An 18747-nucleotide genomic window follows, 5' to 3' on the forward strand; every position below is an offset into this window, starting at 1 on the left:
GCTGTTACGCACTCTTTAAAGGGTGGCTGCTTCTAAGCCAACCTCCTGGCTGTTTTAGCGATCAAACATCCTTTACCACTTAGCACGAATTTTGGGACCTTATCTGAGGATCTGGGTTCTTCCCCTCTTGTCTGTGCAGCTTATCCCGCACAGGCTCACTCCTACGCTTGGAATCTCGGTATTCGGAGTTTATTTGGGTTTGGTATCCGGTCAAGGACCCTAGTCCATTTAGTGCTCTACCCCCGAGATTAAACACGTAAGGCTGTACCTAAATACATTTCGAAGAGAGCCAGCTATAGCCGGGTTTGATTAGCCTTTCACCCCTACACACAACTCATCCGAACAGTTTTCAACCTGTACCGGTTCGGACCTCCACTCGGTGTTACCCGAGCTTCATCCTGGTCATATGTAGATCACGCGGCTTCGGGTCTATCGCACGCAACTAATCGCCCTATTCAGGCTCGCTTTCACTACGGCTTCGCCGCTAGTACGGCTTAACCTCGCTACGTACGATAACTCGCAGGGCCATTCTACAAAAGGTAGGCCATCAGGGCACAAAGCCCCTCTGACTGCTTGTAGGCATAAGGTTTCAGATACTGTTTCATTACCCTCGTCGGGGTGCTTTTCACCATTCCCTCGCGGTACTGTTCACTGTCGGTCACCAAAGAGTATTTAGCCTTGGAGAGTGGTCTCCCCGGATTCACGCAGGATTTCACGTGTCCCGCGTTACTCAGGATACAGCTACCTCATGTACAAAGATTTCGCGTACGGGGCTATCACCCTCTATGGCCGGCTTTTCCAATACCGTTCCACTATCTTGCACATGAAGATATCGCCGTCCTACAACCCCGGAGCGGAGTAAACCGCTCCGGTTTAGGCTGTTCCCCGTTCGCTCGCCACTACTAGGGGAATCTCGTTTGATTTATTTTCCTGTGGGTACTAAGATGTTTCAATTCCCCACGTTTAGCTTCGTACACCTATGAATTCAGTGCACGATACCAGAGGGTTACTCTGGTGGGTTTTCCCATTCGGTCATCCCCGGATCAACGGATGTTTGCTCCTTCCCGGGGCTTATCGCAGCTTGCCACGACCTTCATCGCCTTCTGGTGCCTAGGCATCCACCTTACGCCCTTAGTTACTTGACCATATTATCATTCCCTTCACGTTTCCGTGATCTTCCTGACAATACGTTCTTTTCCCGGACGTTACTTTCTTTCGTTCGCCTAATTCGTATTATTCTTCAGACGCATACTTCATTATTGGTAATACCAAGTTTTTTTAATTCTCTGGCATTACGTCTGCTCTGATTAACTTGTCAAAGAACGCTCAATATAAGCGTAACCGCAGATGCCGGTCACGCTAATTGCTGAACACTACGTATCATGCCGCTTGCTCGGTTGACATTGGAGGTGATCGGAGTCGAACCGACGACCTTCTGAATGCAAATCAGACGCTCTGCCAATTGAGCTACACCCCCATTCTTCCGTCTCAGAAGAACGTGTGGGCCTAAGTGGGTTTGAACCACTGACCTTTCGATTATCAGTCGAACGCTCATACCAACTGAGCTATAGGCCCAAATCCTGGCCCGAGGCATGATAATTGTATGAAAGAACAACAAGCTCGCTCAAAAATGAATAGCAAGACAACTACCGGTAAAGGTATGCTAAGAGAAGGTCTCCATAAAAGGAGGTGATCCAGCCACACCTTCCGGTACGGCTGCCTTGTTACGACTTCACCCCAGTCATCAGTCCGACCTTAGGCGCCGCCCCCCTTGCGGTTAGGCTAACGACTTCAGGTAGAACCAACTCCCATGGTGTGACGGGCGGTGTGTACAAGGCCCGGGAACGTATTCACCGCAGCATGCTGATCTGCGATTACTAGCGATTCCAGCTTCATGAAGTCGAGTTTCAGACTCCAATCCGAACTGAGGACGGCTTTTTGGGATTTGCTCCACCTCGCGGTCTCGCATCCCTTTGTACCGTCCATTGTAGCACGTGTGTAGCCCTGGACATAAGGGCCATGAGGACTTGACGTCATCCCCGCCTTCCTCCTGTTTGTCACAGGCAGTTTCCCAAGAGTACCCGGCATTACCCGATGGCAACAAGGGATAGGGGTTGCGCTCGTTGCGGGACTTAACCCAACATCTCACGACACGAGCTGACGACAGCCATGCAGCACCTGTGCCAGCGACCCTTTCGGGCTGCCACATCTCTGTGACATTCCTCTGGCATTTCAAACCCAGGTAAGGTTTTTCGCGTATCATCGAATTGAACCACATGCTCCACCGCTTGTGCGGGCCCCCGTCAATTCTTTTGAGTTTCACCCTTGCGAGCATACTTCCCAGGCGGTACACTTATCACGTTAGCTACGGTGCCTACGGATGAACCGCAAACACCAAGTGTACATAGTTTACAGCTGGAACTACCGGGGTATCTAATCCCGTTTGCTCCTCCAGCTTTCGTGATTCAGCGTCAGTAGCGACCCAGATGGCTGCCTTCGCCATCGATGTTCCTCCTGATATCTACACATTCCACCGTTACACCAGGAATTCCACCATCCTCTATCGCACTCAAGAATAATAGTATCAAAGGCGTTCCCGGGGTTAGGCCCCGGTCTTTCACCAATGACTTACCATTCCGCCTACTCACCCTTTACACCCAGTAAATCCGAACAACGTTCGCCTCCTACGTATTACCGCGGCTGCTGGCACGTAGTTAGCCGAGGCTTATTCGACGTCTACCGTCAGGTAATCGTCAACGTCAAAAGAGGTTTACAACCCGAAGGCCTTCATCCCTCACGCGATGTCGCTCCATCAGACTTTCGTCCATTGTGGAAGATTCTCCGCTGCTGCCTCCCGTAGGAGTCTGGGCCGTATCTCAGTCCCAATGTGGCCGTACACCCTCTCAGGCCGGCTACCGATCGTCGCCTTGGTGAGCCGTTACCTCACCAACTAGCTAATCGGACGCAGACTCATCCCAGAGTGCATTGCTGCTTTACCCTCCTCGACATATGCCAAAAGGGTCTATGCGGTATTAGCGCCAGTTTCCTGGCGTTTTCCCCCGCTCTGGGGTAGATTATCCACGTGTTACTCACCAGTCCGCCGCTGAACTATAGTATTGCTACAATAGACCCGCTCGACTTGCATGCGTAAGACGCATCGCCAACGTTCGTTCTGAGCCAAGATCAAACTCTCCATACTCAATATGAGCGTTATCCTATTACGGATAACAATTGTCTAGGGTAATTAAGTATCTTCTTCCGCGCTTCCCTTGCGGGTCACGCGCTCGAAAACACACCAAAAATCAAGCTATGGGCTTTCACCCATACAGAGCGCCCGGTTAAAAGCGCCCTTACCTTTACTTCGTCGGCTTGCTATTCATTTTTCAAAGAGCTTTCGCGCGCCGTGAACAGCTCATGCTCACTTGGCGGGCGTACAATCTACTACATATTCGGATCTTTGTCAACGATTCACATCGTGATACCCCTGAATTTGATGTTTTTTGGGCCATTCCATGGGGTAAATTTGAATTAATACTACATTTAATACATCAGCGGTCGTACACTTCTCCTCTTTTCGTGGAAATTTCGGCACCATCACGATAATACAGGTCCACGGAATCGATGTGTATCCGCATGTTCATGAGAAAAAAATTTAAAAATATTCAGTTTTCAAAAGTCGCGATTTGCTTTTCAAGATAAATTACTGTATTTTTGTAGCCCATGAACAACATCGATACGATACGAAAAAAAGTACTGTCGCGTGAACGGATCACGAAGGGTGATGCGCTGACACTGCTTGCCAGCAATGACATTTTGTCCCTCGGCGCTATGGCCGATATCGTGCGTCGCAGACTGAACGGGGATAATACGTATTTCATTATCAATCGTCATATCAACTACACGAACTTCTGCAAGAACACATGCCTGTTCTGCGCATACCGGAAAAAAGGTGAATACGACGGCTTCACGCTTTCACTCGATGAGATCCGCGAAAAAGCAATCGATGGAATGAATTCCGGCGTAACGGAATATCATGTCGTTGGCGGCTTGAACAAAGACATCCCCTTCACCTATTACCTGGATATGCTCCGCACATTGAGATCGGTCGCCCCGTCGATACACATTCAGGCGTTCACGGTGGTCGAGCTCGATTTCATCGCTTCGGTCGCGGGGCTTCCGCTTGAAGAAACGATACGCCGGCTCAAGGACGCAGGACTGGACAGCGTCCCCGGGGGCGGCGCCGAAATATTCCATTCCGATATACGTTCTGTCATATGCAATGAAAAGATCACCGGTGAGCGCTGGCTGGAAATAAGCCGAGTCGTACACAATGCCGGACTGCACTCAAACGCGACCATGCTGTTCGGTCATATCGAAAAGCCCGAGCACATCGTCGATCATCTCGACAGGCTCCGCTCGCTTCAGGATGAAACGAAGGGATTTCTCTCGTTCATCCCGCTTCTCTTCCACCCTGAGAACACGCATTACGCGGACACTCGCATGCTCACCGGCGCGGAGATAATCCGAATACTGGCCGTTTCGAGGATATTTCTCGATAATATCCCGCACCTGAAGGCGTTCTGGATAATGCTCGGATTGAAAATGGCGCAGCTCTCGCAGTTCTTCGGCGTCGACGACATCGACGGTACGGTGACCGAGGAGAAGATAACCCATGCCGCGGGGGCGACGACGCCGCAGATGCTTTCTCGCAACGAGCTCGTGGAGATGATCACCAGCGGGGGGTTCACGCCGGTGGAGCGGAATACGCTCTACCGGCGCATATCGAGATGATACGCATCGGCAGTGTCCCCTATCTCAACGCGCTCCCGCTCACCGTGCGGCTCGCCATTCCGTTCGAGACGCATCCGCCGGCGGTGCTCGCTCAAAAAATGCTCGCACGGGAGCTGGAGATCGCCATGCTTCCGACAGCGGCGCTCTTCGCATCGCCATATCGCGTCGTCCCCGGCATCGCCATCGGCTGCGACGGACCGGTCGCCAGCGTAAAACTCCTTCTGCGAACCAATGTCACTGCGGCACGGCGCGTCGGCCTTGACGCCAACTCCCGTACATCGAATGAACTTGCCGGCATAGTGCTTCGCGAACGCTACGGGATACATCCGAATTTCGTAACAGGGAGCTCGCTCGCACGTTTTCACGAGGACACATCGCTCGACGCCCAGGTCCTTATCGGGGATGATGCGCTCTTCAACGATGAACCACACATCGACCTCGGTAATGAGTGGAAGCTCCTTACCGGGCTACCGTTCGTTTTCGCAGTATGGGCAATGCAGGATGATGTCAGCGATGCATATGCCGATATCCTGCGGACGGCAAAGGTCGCGGGGATGAAGGAAATAGGCGCAATAGCGGAAATTCGCGGTGAAAGCAGAAAGGACCTGCTCATGCAGTACTTCACCGTACATATGCGATATGACCTGGATGAACGGGCGATCGACGGGATCAAGACTTTTGCACGATATTCAGGGAAGGATTTCACGATGGATCGCATAGGTCATCAAAACGATGACTGCTCGAGTTGACGTTTTCCCAAGGAAACATTATAATGGAACACAGAGAGTTAGAGATTCGAGGTCACCCCATGGGTAAAATATCCCTGTTTTTCATACTGACTGCTTCGGCACTGATGCTCATCATCGGTTGTTCCAACTTGGTGTTCTTTTCTCCGATAAGTTCCACTGCCAGCTTGAGGAATTACGAACCGAACGATACCCAGGAAACAGCAAAAAAGACAGAATTCTATTACCCCGTGACCAACAATTATGATTATTACGACTATGACGACAGGATCAATACGAAGGGCATTGTCAGCTATCTCGACAGCCAGGTCGACAACGATTTCTTTTCGGTCGAAATGGATAGTAACGGTTCCGCATACGGCAGTAATTTTGACAATCGCCCCCCGGGCGGCAAGATCATAGTGACCTATCTATCGGGAAGCGGCTTTTCGGTCCAATTATATTACTACAACATGGTATCCAATACAGTGCATAACGTATCGAATGCGGTCATATTGAACAATGCGAATAAACAGGTCATTTATTGGCATGGCATAACCAATACATTGCCATTCCTTTCGAACCAGATGGGATATCCTCTCTTTGTACGTATAAACGGGCTTCAGGACGCAATGAGACCGGCATCATATGCTGTCATCCATTGTATATCGAATTATTACGTTGCACCTTGAAAAGGCTTCACTTTACTGTTCAACTCTTACCAACGCCCTATACACCGGGGCATAAAATGTATCGTTTCAATACATACCATATTACTATTCGGCAGTATAGATACTTCCCCCGGTCAATTTTGCCTTAAATACTTGAAAATATCGTTGCCCGAATACCGGACTTAGCTTCGATCCCATGCCGCATTGGCATACTCTTTGCAATAAATAACGCGAAAATAGTGCTACGGCACATTACACAAACCATAATATCCTTAAAGGAGGAAGTAAATGGCAAAGCAACTGTTGTTCAACGAGGAAGCGCGGCGTGCCCTCGTTCGCGGCGTTGATATTCTCGCCAATGCCGTGCGTACCACGCTCGGTCCGCGGGGACGCAATGTCGTCATCGACAAGAAGTACGGTGCGCCCACGGTCATCAATGACGGGGTAACTATCGCCAAAGAGATCGAGCTTGAGGACCATTTCGAGAACATGGGCGCTCAGCTTGTCAAAGAAGTGGCGAGCAAGACGAATGATGTCGCCGGCGACGGCACCACTACGGCTACCGTGCTTGCACAGGCCATGGTGAAAGAAGGCATCAAGAACGTCACAAGCGGTGCAAATCCCATGGCGCTCAAACGCGGTATAGAAAAATCCGTCGAAGAAGTGGTAAGCTTCATCAAAAGCGAAGCGAAGCAGATCAAGGGGAAGGAAGAGATCGCGCAGGTCGCTTCCATCTCCGCCAACAACGACCGCTCCATCGGCGATCTTATCGCCAACGCAATGGAAAAGGTCGGCAAAGACGGCGTCATAACGGTGGAAGAAGCGAAAACGCTTGACACCTACCTCGACGTCGTCGAAGGCATGCAGTTCGATCGCGGCTTCATCGCCCCGTATTTCGTCACCAATCAGGATGATGCGACATGCGTGCTCGAAGACGCATACATTATCATCCACGACAAGAAAATATCGAACATGAAGGATATACTGCCGCTGCTCGAGAAGATCGCGCAGACGGGCAAGCAATTCCTCATCATAGCGGAAGAGGTAGAAGGCGAAGCGCTTGCCACCCTCGTTCTCAACAAACTTCGCGGCATTCTCAAAGTGTGCGCGGTGAAGGCCCCGGGTTTCGGCGATCGCCGCAAAGCCATGCTCGAAGATATCGCGACGCTTACCGGCGGAAAGGTCATCGCTGAAGAGATCGGCATGAAGCTCGAAAGCGCACAGCTTGACGACCTCGGCCGCGCGAAAAAGATCGTCGTCGACAAGGACAACACGACCATCATCGAAGGCGCAGGCGATCCAAAAGAAGTCGCCAAGCGCATCACTTCGCTCAAAAAAGAGATCGAGAATACCGACAGCGATTACGACAAGGAAAAGCTCCAGGAACGCTTGGCGAAACTGTCCGGCGGCGTTGCCATCGTGAACGTCGGCGCTGCCACCGAAGTCGAGATGAAGGAAAAGAAAGCCCGAGTGGAAGACGCTCTTTCTGCCACCCGCGCTGCCATCGAAGAAGGGATAATCCCCGGCGGCGGCATAACGCTCATCCATGCGATGACAAAGCTTGATGCCATGAAGCTTCCGGGCGACGAGCAGATCGGCGTCAATATCGTCCGCCGCTCGCTCGAAGAACCGATACGCATCATCGCGACGAACGCCGGTCTTGACGGCGCTGTCGTTGCGAAGGAAGCGAAAGAGCAGAAAGGAAATATGGGATACGATGCGAACAGTGCTCAATGGGTCGACATGGTAAAAGCGGGGATCATTGACCCGGCGAAGGTCACCCGTTTCGCACTGCAGAACGCAGCATCCATTGCCTGTCAGATCATCTCGTCCGAAGTGCTCATCGCCGACAAGCCCGAACCCAAGAAAGATGGTCCGGCTATGCCTCCGGGAGGCGGCGGAATGGGCGGAATGGACGGAATGTACTAAATAAGGACACCAGGAGGAAACCATGGCTTCAATAAAACCGCTTGGCGATCGCGTGCTCTTGAAAGTACTCGATACGGAAGCGAAAACATCAAGCGGGATATTCATCCCGGAGACCGCCCAGGAAAAAACGCAGAAGGCGGAAGTGGTCGAAGTAGGCCCCGGCGGGGTCGATAAGGACGGCAAGCGTGTTGCCATCGACGTGAAGAAAGGCGATATCGTCATCTATGACAAGTTCGCCGGCGTCAAGATAAAGGAAGGCAATACCGAATATCTTATCGTACGCAACGAAGAGATAGTCGCTGTCATCCACTAGTCTGTAAGAATAAAAAAGCCGGTTACGCACATGCGTGACCGGCTTTTTTTTATACTGTGTCGATGCTGAATCGTTATGCCAGATCGTTCACGGCCCGCCCTTTCACGGCGCTCTCGCGATGCGTCAGCCCCGTTTTGGGATCGATACGATACGGCGTATCCTCTTCCCTGCCCGAATCCGCATTTTCGAACTGAAATCGGCTTTCGGTCTCGCTCGTATCGAGTCGTTTGATGTGCACGATGCGGCTATTGCCGTATGTCGGCCATACGAACACGGCCTGCTGGTCGGCCAAGTTGATCTGACTTAATCCGCTTCCGATATTCATGGTCATCATCCGATAACGTATTCACTATATGTATCGGGATAATGGAAAAACGGTTAAGCGTTTTTTTGTGCTGCAGCCGGGGCTAGAGGGGATGGGAAATAACGTCCAAATAGAGCACGCCGATGGGGTTATCGCCGTACATGAAGGGTATACAGACTATGGACAGGGGCTTCTCGGCACCGTCGACGGTTATCTTCTTGTTCTTGACGATGATGGTCTTATTGAGCTTGGCAACCGCCCGGATTATCTGCGAAGGCATCTCGAAATAGGGCTTTTTCATCTCCTCGGCCGTCATCCGTACATTCGCCGTTGCGCCGAGGCGTTTCTCGCCGCGCGAAAGGAAAAGCACCGCCCGTTCCATCTTAAGCAGCGCCATAAGTCCGCGTATCACTTCCTCGAGATCGACACCGTGCTCAAGAATGGCGTGCAGGGACTGATTGATGACAATCTTCTGCTCTTTCATAGCGCGTATGGTCTTATCATCCGCATGCCCGTCGAAGAGCGCCCCGACGCCATGAATGGTCTCATGCGCATGAATGACCTTTTCCGCCTCGATGCGTTCTTCCTGGGCGAGCGTTATCACATGTTCATGCGCTTCGGAAAGGTTCTCAAGATATTTTATGTATCGGGTCTTCTCAACGAGCTCAGCTTCGAGTGCTTTGACCTTTGCGGCAATGTCGTCTGCCATGTCATCCTCCACGAATGCTCATATTGTACCGCCGGATGCGTGAAAATGCAAGACTTTCACGATCCCGAAGGCCTTTCATGCACCGGGAATTGACAAGACCATCCCGAACGGATATCATGATCCTCGCAAGGAGTACCCATGACACAACGTATCCTTCTGCCGGCCATTGCGGTATGCGCGATCATCACGATCATCGCCGATATCCGTGACATGAAGCGTCTGCGTATGATCGTCAAGCCGCTGACAACGGCGCTCATCATCGCCCTGGCCGCGTGGCCGCTCGCGGGGAACCCCGCATTGTATGCCGTGCTTATCGCAGCCGGGCTTGTGCTCTCGCTCGGCGGCGATATCGCGCTCCTCTCCCGCGCCGAAACGGCGTTCATCATCGGTCTCGTGCTCTTCCTCTGCGCGCATGTACTCTATACGATCGCATTCATTTCGATAAGCCCCTTCGTGCCCGCCGATGCCGTCACTGCGCTCGTGCTGCTCATTGTCATTACCATCGTGTATCGCATACTGTGGCCCGGGCTTGGGGCAATGAAGGTCCCGGTGCTCGCCTATGCCATTATCATAAGCTTCATGCTCCTGCGGGCGATATCAACGGTATATGGCGGAAGGGTGTCCTTCACCCCTGCGCTCCTCATCGCTCTCGGATCGCTCCTCTTTTTCGCATCTGATATGATCCTTGCCGTCAACCGCTTCCGACGCAATAATGCACCCGACGGACTGCCTGTGCTCTCGACGTACTTCGCCGGGCAGACGCTTATCGCACTTTCACTTTCGTATATGGCTTTTTTACCCGCGTAATCGGCGTATCGCAGCGGCGATATCGGGCGCACCGAACACGCTCGTCCCGGCGATGATGAAATCCGCACCGGCTTTGAGGATGCGGTCGATATTCTCCGATGTGACACCGCCGTCGACAGAAAGGGTGATGCTCTTCTTCCGGGAATCGATGAGCGTGCGCGCCTCCTCTATCTTCCGATAGCAGGAGGGGATGAACGTTTGTCCGCCGAAACCGGGATTGACCGTCATGAGGAGCACATGATCGACATCATCGATGATCGCATCGAGCGAAGAGATGCTCGTATGCGGGTTAAGCACGACACCCGCCTTCGCCCCGCGCTTCTGTATCTCGGCTACCGTCCGCTGCAGATGAACGGCCCCTTCCATGTGAACGCTCACCAGCGCCGCACCCGCCTCGATGAAGAGCGGCGCGAAGAGATCGGGGTCCTCTATCATGAGATGGACATCGAACGGAAGCTTCGTATGTGTGCGGATATCGGCGACGAATTTCGGCCCGAAGGTGATATTGGGAACGAAATTCCCGTCCATGATATCCAGATGCAGCCAATCCGCCCCGCCCTTCTCGACGGATGCTATCGCCGCACGCACGTCGGAAAAGTCGGCGGCCAGGAGTGACGGTGCGATAACGATCTTTCTGCTCATGACGCTCCCCTGTAAAAAAAAAGGGCGACCGCAAACCGGCCGCCCTGGTGATAGGCTGATCTTCTCAGTTCGCGCCGAATATGTTCATCTCGGTCTCTTTATCGAAGAAATGCCCCTTATCGAGGTTCACGACGAGATTGAGCGAATCGCCGACCTTTGCGAGGCCGGTGAGCTCAAGCTCAAGCCGCAGTATGAGCGGCGTTTTGCCGGTATCGACATAGACCGTCGTTTCCGCGCCCATGGGCTCGACGACCTCGACATTGCCCTTCATCGTGTTCTCATCGATGGGTACTTTCGCCTTGCGCTGCTCGGAGATATCCTCGGCGCGTATACCGAATACGAGGCTCTGCTTTTTCGTGCGCTCCATGTATTCCTTGATGACAGCGGCCTTTGTCTCCGGGACCTTCAGCTTGAAGGAGCCGTCGGATATATAAAGCTTGCCGCCCTCGGAGGTCACATCGACCTCGCAGAAATTCATCGGGGGTGAACCGAGAAAGCCTGCGACGAATTTATTGCGGGGATTGCCGTAGAGGCCGAGCGGCGTACCGACCTGCTGTACGAGGCCGTCGCGCATGACGACGATGCGGTCGGCCATGGTCATGGCTTCGACCTGATCGTGCGTAACGTACATCATCGTCGCCTGCAGGCGCACGTGAAGCTTCGATATTTCCGCGCGCATCTGCACGCGGAGCTTGGCATCGAGGTTGGAGAGCGGTTCATCGAAGAGGAACACCTTCGGTTTGCGCACGATGGCACGGCCGAGGGCGACACGCTGGCGCTGACCGCCGGAAAGGGCCTTCGGCTGGCGATCGAGAAGATCCTCGATGCCGAGAATGAACGCCGCTTCGCGTACGCGCTTGTCGATCTCTTCCTGCGGATACTTGCGGAGCTTAAGCCCGAATTCCATGTTCTTAAAAACGGTCATATGCGGATAGAGGGCGTAGTTCTGGAACACCATGGCGATGTCGCGCGATTTCGGCGGGACTTCGTTGACGATCTTATCACCGATGTAAAGCTCGCCGCTCGATATCTCTTCAAGACCGGCGACCATGCGCAGCGTCGTCGATTTCCCGCAGCCCGACGGGCCGACGAGAACGATGAATTCCTTGTCTTCCACTTCGAGATTAAAATTATCGACGGCCTTCACGCCGCCTTCGTAGATCTTGCAGATATTCTTGAGAATGACCTTCGACATGATACCGCTCCTCTCGATGGTTGATCGTAACAGCGGTCATTTTAGTACTAATCAGCGAAAAAGTCAAGCAATTGGATGATGGTGCCTTTCATCTGGCGGCGATCGACGATGACATCGACAAACCCATGGTCCTGCACGAACTCCGAACGCTGAAAACCCTCGGGCAGTTTCTGACGGATGTTCTGCTCGATGACGCGGGGGCCGGCGAACCCGATGAGCGCCTTGGGCTCGGCAATGTTCACATCGCCCAGCATGGCGAAACTCGCGGTAACACCGCCGGTGGTCGGGTCGGTCATTATCGAAAGATACGGTATCTTCTTTTCGGCAAGCTTGGCAAGCCCGGCGGACGTCTTCGCCATCTGCATGAGCGAAAGTATGCCTTCATGCATACGCGCACCGCCCGAGCAGGACACGATGATGCACGGTATCGATCCTTCATACGAACGCATGATGGCGCGGTATATCTTTTCGCCCACCGCGCTCCCCATGCTGCCGCCGAGAAAATTGAAATCCATGACGGACAGTGTGACACGGTGGCGCCCGATCTTCGCATAGCCGGTCACGACGCCCTCTTGTATCCCCGTCTTTTCAATGGCTTTTTTCACTTTTGCCGGATATGTCCCGGCGCTGTCCACGAACACGAGAGGATCGGCGGAGGTTATCTCGGCATTGAATTCCTCGAATCCGTTCTCTTCGATAAGGAGCGCGATACGCTCATCCAGCGTCAGCCGAAAATGATTGCCGCAGCTCGTACACACCTTGTGGTTCGCATCGAGGTCCTTGCGGTATATGATGCTCCCGCAGACGCAATTGACCCATTGTGCGGGCGCTTCGGCCTCAGCGGACCGTGTCGTCGGTCGTACTATCGTATACTTCGGTTTAATGAACCATTTCATGCCGTTCCTCGCGGAGGGCAATTGTATACAGTCATATATTTTTGTCAACCGGCCGACGCAGTCCGGCAGATCAGCCGACGCATTGAATTTTTGACGATTTTCCTGTATCGTTCCATCATTCTTCCGGACAGCAAGCGAGGCCCCCATGATCCGAGGCATTCTTCAGATCATTGCATCCTTCATACCCGTTGCCTTTATGGCATTCGTCCTGTCGCAATGCCAGGACCCCTATAAAACGTCCTTCCCGCCGCCGGCCGATGTGACCGAAGTAAAAGCGGCCTTCCCCCGGCAGATCGGTTCGGTAAGTGCTGCCATCGTCTCGCCCTCGCGCGGGTACTATCGCGCTGATTACGGCACGGCAGCGTCGATACGCGTACATCTCTACCGCACATCGTCGGAAGCGAACGATGCGCTCTTCGCCTATCGCATGCGCAAAAGCGGGACGACGACGGAACGCGAACGCTATATCAAATCCGAGGTGATCACCGAAGGGAAATTGTTCTCCTATTCCGTCGGGGATAAAAGCGCGTACACTACGACGGACGGGAATGAGGGCTTCTATTGGATAAACGACAACACGGTGTTCTCCATAGAGGGTCGCACGAAGACGATAGTTGAAGCGCTCGCACGTGCGTATCCGTATATCGAACCGCTCGCGGAACATGAAAAGTCCATCATAACGAAACTCACCGATATCACCCCATTGATACCGGCGGGCATATGCGCGTTGTGCTTCATCCTCTGCGCCGTGCTCTTCGTCGCCGGCATCTTTTCCATCGGCGAAACGGCTTCGATACGCCGACCGACGGGAGATATCCCTCCCGCATCCATGGATGAGCTCATACGCCGTCTGCGCGAACTGTCCGTCGTCGGCCCCGTTGAAGCGGTATCCGGCAGGAAGAACACCCTCGTGCTCCGCTGGAATTTCCTCAATGCGCGCTGGTTCAGCCCTGCCGAGATCGCCGGTGAGCACAAAGTGTGGGAGATGCATCTGCGTTTCGATGACGCGAAGCATGCAGTGTATGTGAGCGATGAGAAGCGCACCGCACGCATCGCCATCGGCGTTGACGGCGGGACGAACATCTCGTTCTCAGGCGCGTTCTCGCTCTTCAAAGGCATCATCAATGAAAGCGAACACGGTTTCGGAACGGGGTTCGATGCCATGCGCTCCGCCGATAAGGACCGTATCATTGCATACGGATACAGCACCGGGATCATCAAACGACCGGTTCGCGAGATAATTCTTACTGCAGGATGGTCATGGGAGCCCAGGGTATTTCTCCCGTGAGCGGACGAAGCTCCAGGGTACGACGCGGGATGGTCCGCGTCATTGGTATCGCTGCTTTCATGCTCGCCTCCTCATCGTTCATCGTCGCTGCGGAGGAACGTACGCCGTTCTTCAACGGCGGAATGTTCTATCATGGCGGATACGGCTCGATAGCGTACGGCAGCGGCATCAATGGCTATGCGAACGGCCTCGGCGGGAGGCTCGCGCTTGCGCTCTTGCCGAACCTGCGCATCGGCGGCATGGGGTTCGCAAGCAGTTTCTCCTATACATCGGCAGGCGTGAGCGATAGTTATTACAGCGTCGGTTTCGGCGGAATGACCGCGGAAGCGCATCTCTCTTTTCACCCCATTCGCTTCTCCCTTGGCGCGCTTGTCGGCGGCGGGGCGATACGGCAGCTCCATGTCGAAACGGTGAACGGCGACAGCAGCCGCACCGTGCGCCTTGAACACTATGCTTCGTTCATCCTCATGCCGTACCTCATCACCGAATTCGTCATAAGCGATGTGATCTCGATCGCGCTCATGGCGGATTGGGTGCTGGGGAGCCGATTCGCCGGCGGATATTCCTACGGACAACGCATCCATATCGGCTTGTTATTCAATCGATAAAGGCGGCAACAGATGGTGACGGACACACGCATTACCGAGCTCGCAACGATACTCATCGATTATTCCACAGCGCTCACGCGCGGCGAGACGGTGTACATCGACTGCATCGGGAACGACGGGCTCCCCCTCGCGCGCGAAGTGATACGCATCGCCGCCGTTCGCGGCGCCGTACCGTATTGGAATTCCTTCGACGATTCGCTCTCCGCAGCGTTCTTCGCCAATGCCGACGAGGGGCAGCAGAAGGCATTTGCGGATTTCCATCAGAAGAACATGGCCGCGTCCGACGCATACATCGGCATACGTTCATCGTCAAATCCGTACGACGCGTCCCTCGTGCCGACGGATAAGCAGCGGTTGAAACGGAAATATTTCTGGACGAACGTGCACGAGCACACGCGCCTGAAGAAGAAATGGTGCGTGCTCCGCTACCCCAACGACGCCATGGCGGTGCTCGCGAAGAAAAGCACCGTCGCTTTCGAGGATTTTTATTTCCGCGTCTGCAATCTCGACTATGACCGCTTCTCCCGGGCAATGACGCCGCTTCATTCGCTCATGGAGCGAACGGATACAGTGCGCATCGCCGGTCCCGGAACCGACATAACCTTCTCGATAAAGAACATGCCCGCGCTCAAATGCGACGGCCACCGCAACATCCCCGACGGCGAAGTGTACTGCGGACCGGTGCGGGACTCCATAAACGGCGTCATCCAGTACAACACGCCGACCAATTACGACGGTCATTCATTCGCGAACATGCGCTTCGAGGTAAAGAACGGACGCATCGTCGACTACCGCGCCGAGGGCGATAAAAAACAGCTCGATGCTCTATTCGCCACCGACGATGGTGCACGCTTCTTCGGCGAATTCTCGCTCGGGCTGAACCCCCATGTCGATATCCCCATGTGCGACACGCTCTTCGACGAGAAGATATACGGCTCGCTCCACTTCACACCGGGCAATTGCTATGAGCAGTCCGATAACGGCAATAAGTCGGCGATACACTGGGACCTTGTCCTGATACAGACGGCGGACTACGGCGGCGGCGAAGTATGGTTCGATGATACGCTGATCCGAAAGGACGGGGAATTCGTCATCGAAGCGCTTGCGCCGCTCACCCGCGGAGCGCTCATCGCATGAGCATTGCGGGGAAGTTACTCAGCCGCTATGATGCGGCGGACTGGCTCCTGAAACAGAAAGCCCGTACGCTCCTTCTTGTCGTAAGCATTGGGATGCTCGCCGCGCTCGTGGACGGCGTACTTACCTCGCTCTTTCTCGGCCGTATCGCCCCGACCGTATATTCGGATACGGTACTGCTCGTGATGTCGGCGGTCACCCTTCTGCTCCTCGTGCGCGGGCGCTATATCCCGGCGAGTACGCTCGCAAGCATTGCGATCCTTTTCGGGCTCTGCTTTTCACGCTACCTCAGCACCGGCCTGTACGCGAGCGACCCCGCATACGACGTGTCGCAGAACGCGGTCAATCTCATGCTCGTCATCGTGTTCACCGCGCTCATTGCCGAGCGCTATGCCCAGCTTGCGGCGATGATCGTTATTTCCATCATTGTTACCGGGGGCTACGGGGTCGCCCTGCGCGCGCGCGTGCTGCCGGCGAGTTTCAGCACCTATGACTCCATTTTTCTAAGCAAGCTGCTCTTCGTATCGCTGACCGGGCTTATGACATCGCTCCTCTTTTTCAGCAATCGCGCGGCCGTTCGCGTAGCCCGAAGCGAAGCACGCGCAAGCCGTTCGAACGAGGAGAATTTCAGGACGATATTCAATTCGGTCAACGATGCGATCTTTGTGCACGATATCGCGACCGGAACGATAGTCGATGTGAACGACCGGATGTGCGAGATGTACCGCGTGACACGCACCGAGGCGCTGACCAATTCCGTCGGCACCATGTCGGCGAACATACCGCCCTACACCGACCGCGATGCGGAGGCATGTTTCTTCCGGGCGCGGACGGAAGGGCCGCAGCTTTTTGAGTGGCTGGCGAAGGACAGCACCGGCAGGACGTTCTGGGTGGAGGTGAACATGCGCCGTGCGGTCATCGGCCCCGAGGAACGCATACTCGTCGTCGTCCGCGACATATCGCAGCGTAAAGCAGCCGACGAGAGGATCACCGCGTACACCGTTGAGCTCGAACGTTCCAACCGCGAGCTTAAGGACTTTGCGTTCGCCGCCTCGCACGATCTGCAGGAACCCCTGCGCAAGGTGCGTGCGTTCGGGGATCTCCTCGCAACGAGGTTCGGCGCCGAGCTCAATGCCGAAGGCCGCGAATATATCGCCTATATGCAGAGCTCCACGGAACGCATGCAGACGCTCATCTCGGACCTTCTCGCCTATTCACGTATCGGTGCCGTCGCCGATTACGCGTCACTCCCGCTCGATACCGCGCTCGATGATGCGCTCGTCCTGCTTGAACAGGAGACCGCCCGCTCGAAGGCCATTATCACGCGTACGCCGCTCCCGTCCCTCATGGCCGACCGCGGACAAATGCGCCAGCTCTTCCAGAACCTCATCTCCAATGCGCTCAAATTCAGGAAGCCCGATATCCCGCCGCATATCACGATAGCATCCGAGGTCGACGGCGATCATGCGGTCATCACCGTTTCCGACAACGGCATCGGTTTCGACAAACAGTATACGGACAAGATCTTCGTCATTTTCCAGCGCCTGCACGGACGCAGCGAGTTCAGCGGCACGGGGATAGGTCTTGCCATCTGCAAGAAGATCATCGAAACGCTCGGCGGTACGATACGGGCGGAAAGCACCGTCGGCGAGGGATCTCGTTTCATCATCCGCCTCCCGCTCACCCGCCACGACCGGAACAACGAGGGCTGACCGGCCATCTGCGATTGACTAATCCCCTGGCATTGCGTATGATGGTACTATCTTCCGAGTACAAGGAGCGGATATGGGACTCATAGACGGCATCAAACGGCAATTACGTTCTGTCATCGAATGGAAGGACCCGCCCGCGAACGTTCTTTTTCAGCGCTGGACGGACAACGGCGATGAGATAAAGAACGCATCGAAGCTCATCGTCGGTCCCGGTCAGGGCGTCATCTTCGTCTACGAGGGGAAGACACAGGCGGTCATCACCGAGCCGGGCATGACCGATATTGCCACCGCGAACATACCGTTCATCACCACGATAAAGAAATTCATGCAGGCGTTCCAGAGCGAACACAAGGTCGGCATCTATTTCTTCCGCACCTCAGAGATACTCAATCAGGGCTGGGGTACACCGGGGCCGGTGAAATATGTCGACCCGCAGTATAAATTCCCCGTCGGGCTTAAGGCATTCGGGAATTTCTCTTTCCGCATAACCGACGGCGGAGCGTTCTTCATCAATGTGATGGGCCAAAAGGATGAATTTACCGTCGAAGAATTACGGCAGGCTGTGGTGTCACGTCTCGTACAGCCGCTGACCGATCATCTCGCCGAGGCGAAATTCGGCTACAACGATATCGATTCGAATCGAAATGAGATCGCCGAGGCGCTCAAGGCGAAGGTCTCGCCGGTGCTCACGACACTCGGTTTTGAGCTTAAGGATTTCCGCGTCGAGCAGACCGATTTCGACGACGACACGAAACGCCGCGTGAACCGCGTTGCCGATGTGCAGGCGGAGGCCGAAGCGGCAAAGACCGCCGGTCTCGATTTCGCTGAAATGCAGCGCCTGTCTGCCATGCGCGATGCCGCAAAGAACGAGGGTATTGCCGGGGCCGGCGTGGGTATGGGCGTCGGCATGCTCGATCCCATACGGCAGATGCGAGCCACCTCGAGTGATCCGTACTCGCGCGGGCGAAGTTTTGTCAGCCATTACGCGATCAAAGAATGGAACGTCCTACCGGTGACCTCGCC

General features: G+C 54.4%; 16 protein-coding genes, 2 tRNA genes and 2 rRNA genes. 11 read left to right on the forward strand and 9 right to left on the reverse strand.

Going from position 1 to position 18747, the window contains the following annotated elements:
- The 4 genes from AABZ39_16415 to AABZ39_16430 form a co-directional block, all read right to left on the reverse strand.
- Positions 1 to 1145: ribosomal RNA gene (locus AABZ39_16415) — 23S ribosomal RNA — on the reverse strand; the annotation flags it as partial.
- A gap of 259 nt (positions 1146 to 1404) precedes the next feature.
- A tRNA-Ala gene (locus tag AABZ39_16420) sits at positions 1405 to 1477 on the reverse strand.
- A gap of 24 nt (positions 1478 to 1501) precedes the next feature.
- Positions 1502 to 1575 (reverse strand) — tRNA-Ile (locus AABZ39_16425).
- Between the two features lie 107 nt (positions 1576 to 1682).
- Positions 1683 to 3199, reverse strand: a 16S ribosomal RNA gene (locus tag AABZ39_16430).
- A 521-nt stretch (positions 3200 to 3720) separates the two neighbouring features.
- On the opposite strand from AABZ39_16430, the gene mqnE reads away from it, so the two are divergent.
- From mqnE to AABZ39_16455, 5 genes are all read left to right on the forward strand, one after another.
- The gene (gene mqnE, locus AABZ39_16435; protein ID MEK6796366.1) at positions 3721 to 4791 is read left to right on the forward strand and encodes an aminofutalosine synthase MqnE; all 1071 of its coding nucleotides are present in this window, start codon (positions 3721 to 3723) and stop codon (positions 4789 to 4791) included.
- Positions 4788 to 5540: a menaquinone biosynthesis protein gene (locus AABZ39_16440; protein ID MEK6796367.1), complete on the forward strand. Its 753-nt coding sequence runs from the start codon at positions 4788 to 4790 to the stop codon at positions 5538 to 5540. The genes mqnE and AABZ39_16440 overlap by 4 nt, the downstream gene beginning before the upstream one ends.
- 59 nt (positions 5541 to 5599) lie before the next feature.
- Positions 5600 to 6208, forward strand: a complete 609-nt coding sequence (locus tag AABZ39_16445) for a hypothetical protein (protein MEK6796368.1) — start codon at positions 5600 to 5602, stop codon at positions 6206 to 6208.
- Between the two features lie 267 nt (positions 6209 to 6475).
- Entirely contained in the window at positions 6476 to 8116 is a 1641-nt protein-coding gene (groL, locus tag AABZ39_16450; GenBank protein ID MEK6796369.1) for a chaperonin GroEL, read from the forward strand.
- Between the two features lie 22 nt (positions 8117 to 8138).
- Positions 8139 to 8429: a co-chaperone GroES gene (locus AABZ39_16455; GenBank protein ID MEK6796370.1), complete on the forward strand. Its 291-nt coding sequence runs from the start codon at positions 8139 to 8141 to the stop codon at positions 8427 to 8429.
- A 73-nt stretch (positions 8430 to 8502) separates the two neighbouring features.
- Here AABZ39_16455 and AABZ39_16460 read toward each other — a convergent pair whose 3' ends face one another.
- Positions 8503 to 8754 (reverse strand): hypothetical protein, encoded by a 252-nt coding sequence (locus AABZ39_16460; protein MEK6796371.1) that lies wholly within the window; start codon positions 8752 to 8754, stop codon positions 8503 to 8505.
- Positions 8755 to 8836: 82 nt separating this feature from the next.
- Positions 8837 to 9442, reverse strand: a complete 606-nt coding sequence (locus tag AABZ39_16465; protein ID MEK6796372.1) for a hypothetical protein — start codon at positions 9440 to 9442, stop codon at positions 8837 to 8839.
- Positions 9443 to 9580: 138 nt separating this feature from the next.
- Between AABZ39_16465 and AABZ39_16470 the strand changes: the two genes are divergently transcribed.
- Entirely contained in the window at positions 9581 to 10249 is a 669-nt protein-coding gene (locus AABZ39_16470; protein ID MEK6796373.1) for a lysoplasmalogenase, read from the forward strand.
- On the opposite strand, the gene rpe is transcribed toward AABZ39_16470, so the two are convergent.
- The 3 genes from rpe to accD all read right to left on the reverse strand — a co-directional run bounded on the left by rpe (position 10238) and on the right by accD (position 12982).
- Positions 10238 to 10891 (reverse strand): ribulose-phosphate 3-epimerase, encoded by a 654-nt coding sequence (gene rpe / locus AABZ39_16475; GenBank protein MEK6796374.1) that lies wholly within the window; start codon positions 10889 to 10891, stop codon positions 10238 to 10240. The genes AABZ39_16470 and rpe overlap by 12 nt on opposite strands.
- 64 nt (positions 10892 to 10955) lie before the next feature.
- Positions 10956 to 12086, reverse strand: coding sequence for a sn-glycerol-3-phosphate ABC transporter ATP-binding protein UgpC (gene ugpC, locus AABZ39_16480; protein MEK6796375.1), 1131 nt, complete (start codon positions 12084 to 12086; stop codon positions 10956 to 10958).
- A 47-nt stretch (positions 12087 to 12133) separates the two neighbouring features.
- Positions 12134 to 12982 carry an acetyl-CoA carboxylase, carboxyltransferase subunit beta gene (accD, locus tag AABZ39_16485; GenBank protein MEK6796376.1) on the reverse strand — a complete coding sequence of 283 codons (849 nt, stop codon included), beginning with the start codon at positions 12980 to 12982 and terminating at the stop codon, positions 12134 to 12136.
- A gap of 145 nt (positions 12983 to 13127) precedes the next feature.
- Here accD and AABZ39_16490 point away from each other — a divergent pair, with 145 nt between their 5' ends.
- The 5 genes from AABZ39_16490 to AABZ39_16510 form a co-directional block, all read left to right on the forward strand.
- Complete coding sequence (locus tag AABZ39_16490; protein MEK6796377.1) at positions 13128 to 14270, forward strand: hypothetical protein; 1143 nt, start codon at positions 13128 to 13130, stop codon at positions 14268 to 14270.
- Positions 14271 to 14299: 29 nt separating this feature from the next.
- The gene (locus AABZ39_16495; GenBank protein ID MEK6796378.1) at positions 14300 to 14878 is read left to right on the forward strand and encodes a hypothetical protein; all 579 of its coding nucleotides are present in this window, start codon (positions 14300 to 14302) and stop codon (positions 14876 to 14878) included.
- Positions 14879 to 14893: 15 nt separating this feature from the next.
- Positions 14894 to 16015: an aminopeptidase gene (locus AABZ39_16500; GenBank protein MEK6796379.1), complete on the forward strand. Its 1122-nt coding sequence runs from the start codon at positions 14894 to 14896 to the stop codon at positions 16013 to 16015.
- A complete protein-coding gene (locus tag AABZ39_16505; GenBank protein ID MEK6796380.1) occupies positions 16012 to 17724 on the forward strand; it encodes an ATP-binding protein in 1713 nt (570 codons plus the stop codon). Before AABZ39_16500 ends, AABZ39_16505 begins: the two co-directional genes overlap by 4 nt.
- 73 nt (positions 17725 to 17797) lie before the next feature.
- On the forward strand, positions 17798 to 18747 hold a 950-nt coding region (locus AABZ39_16510; GenBank protein ID MEK6796381.1), incomplete at its 3' end, for an SPFH domain-containing protein.

The sequence above is a fragment of the Spirochaetota bacterium genome, from assembly GCA_038043445.1.
GTDB lineage: Bacteria > Spirochaetota > Brachyspiria > Brachyspirales > JACRPF01 > JBBTBY01.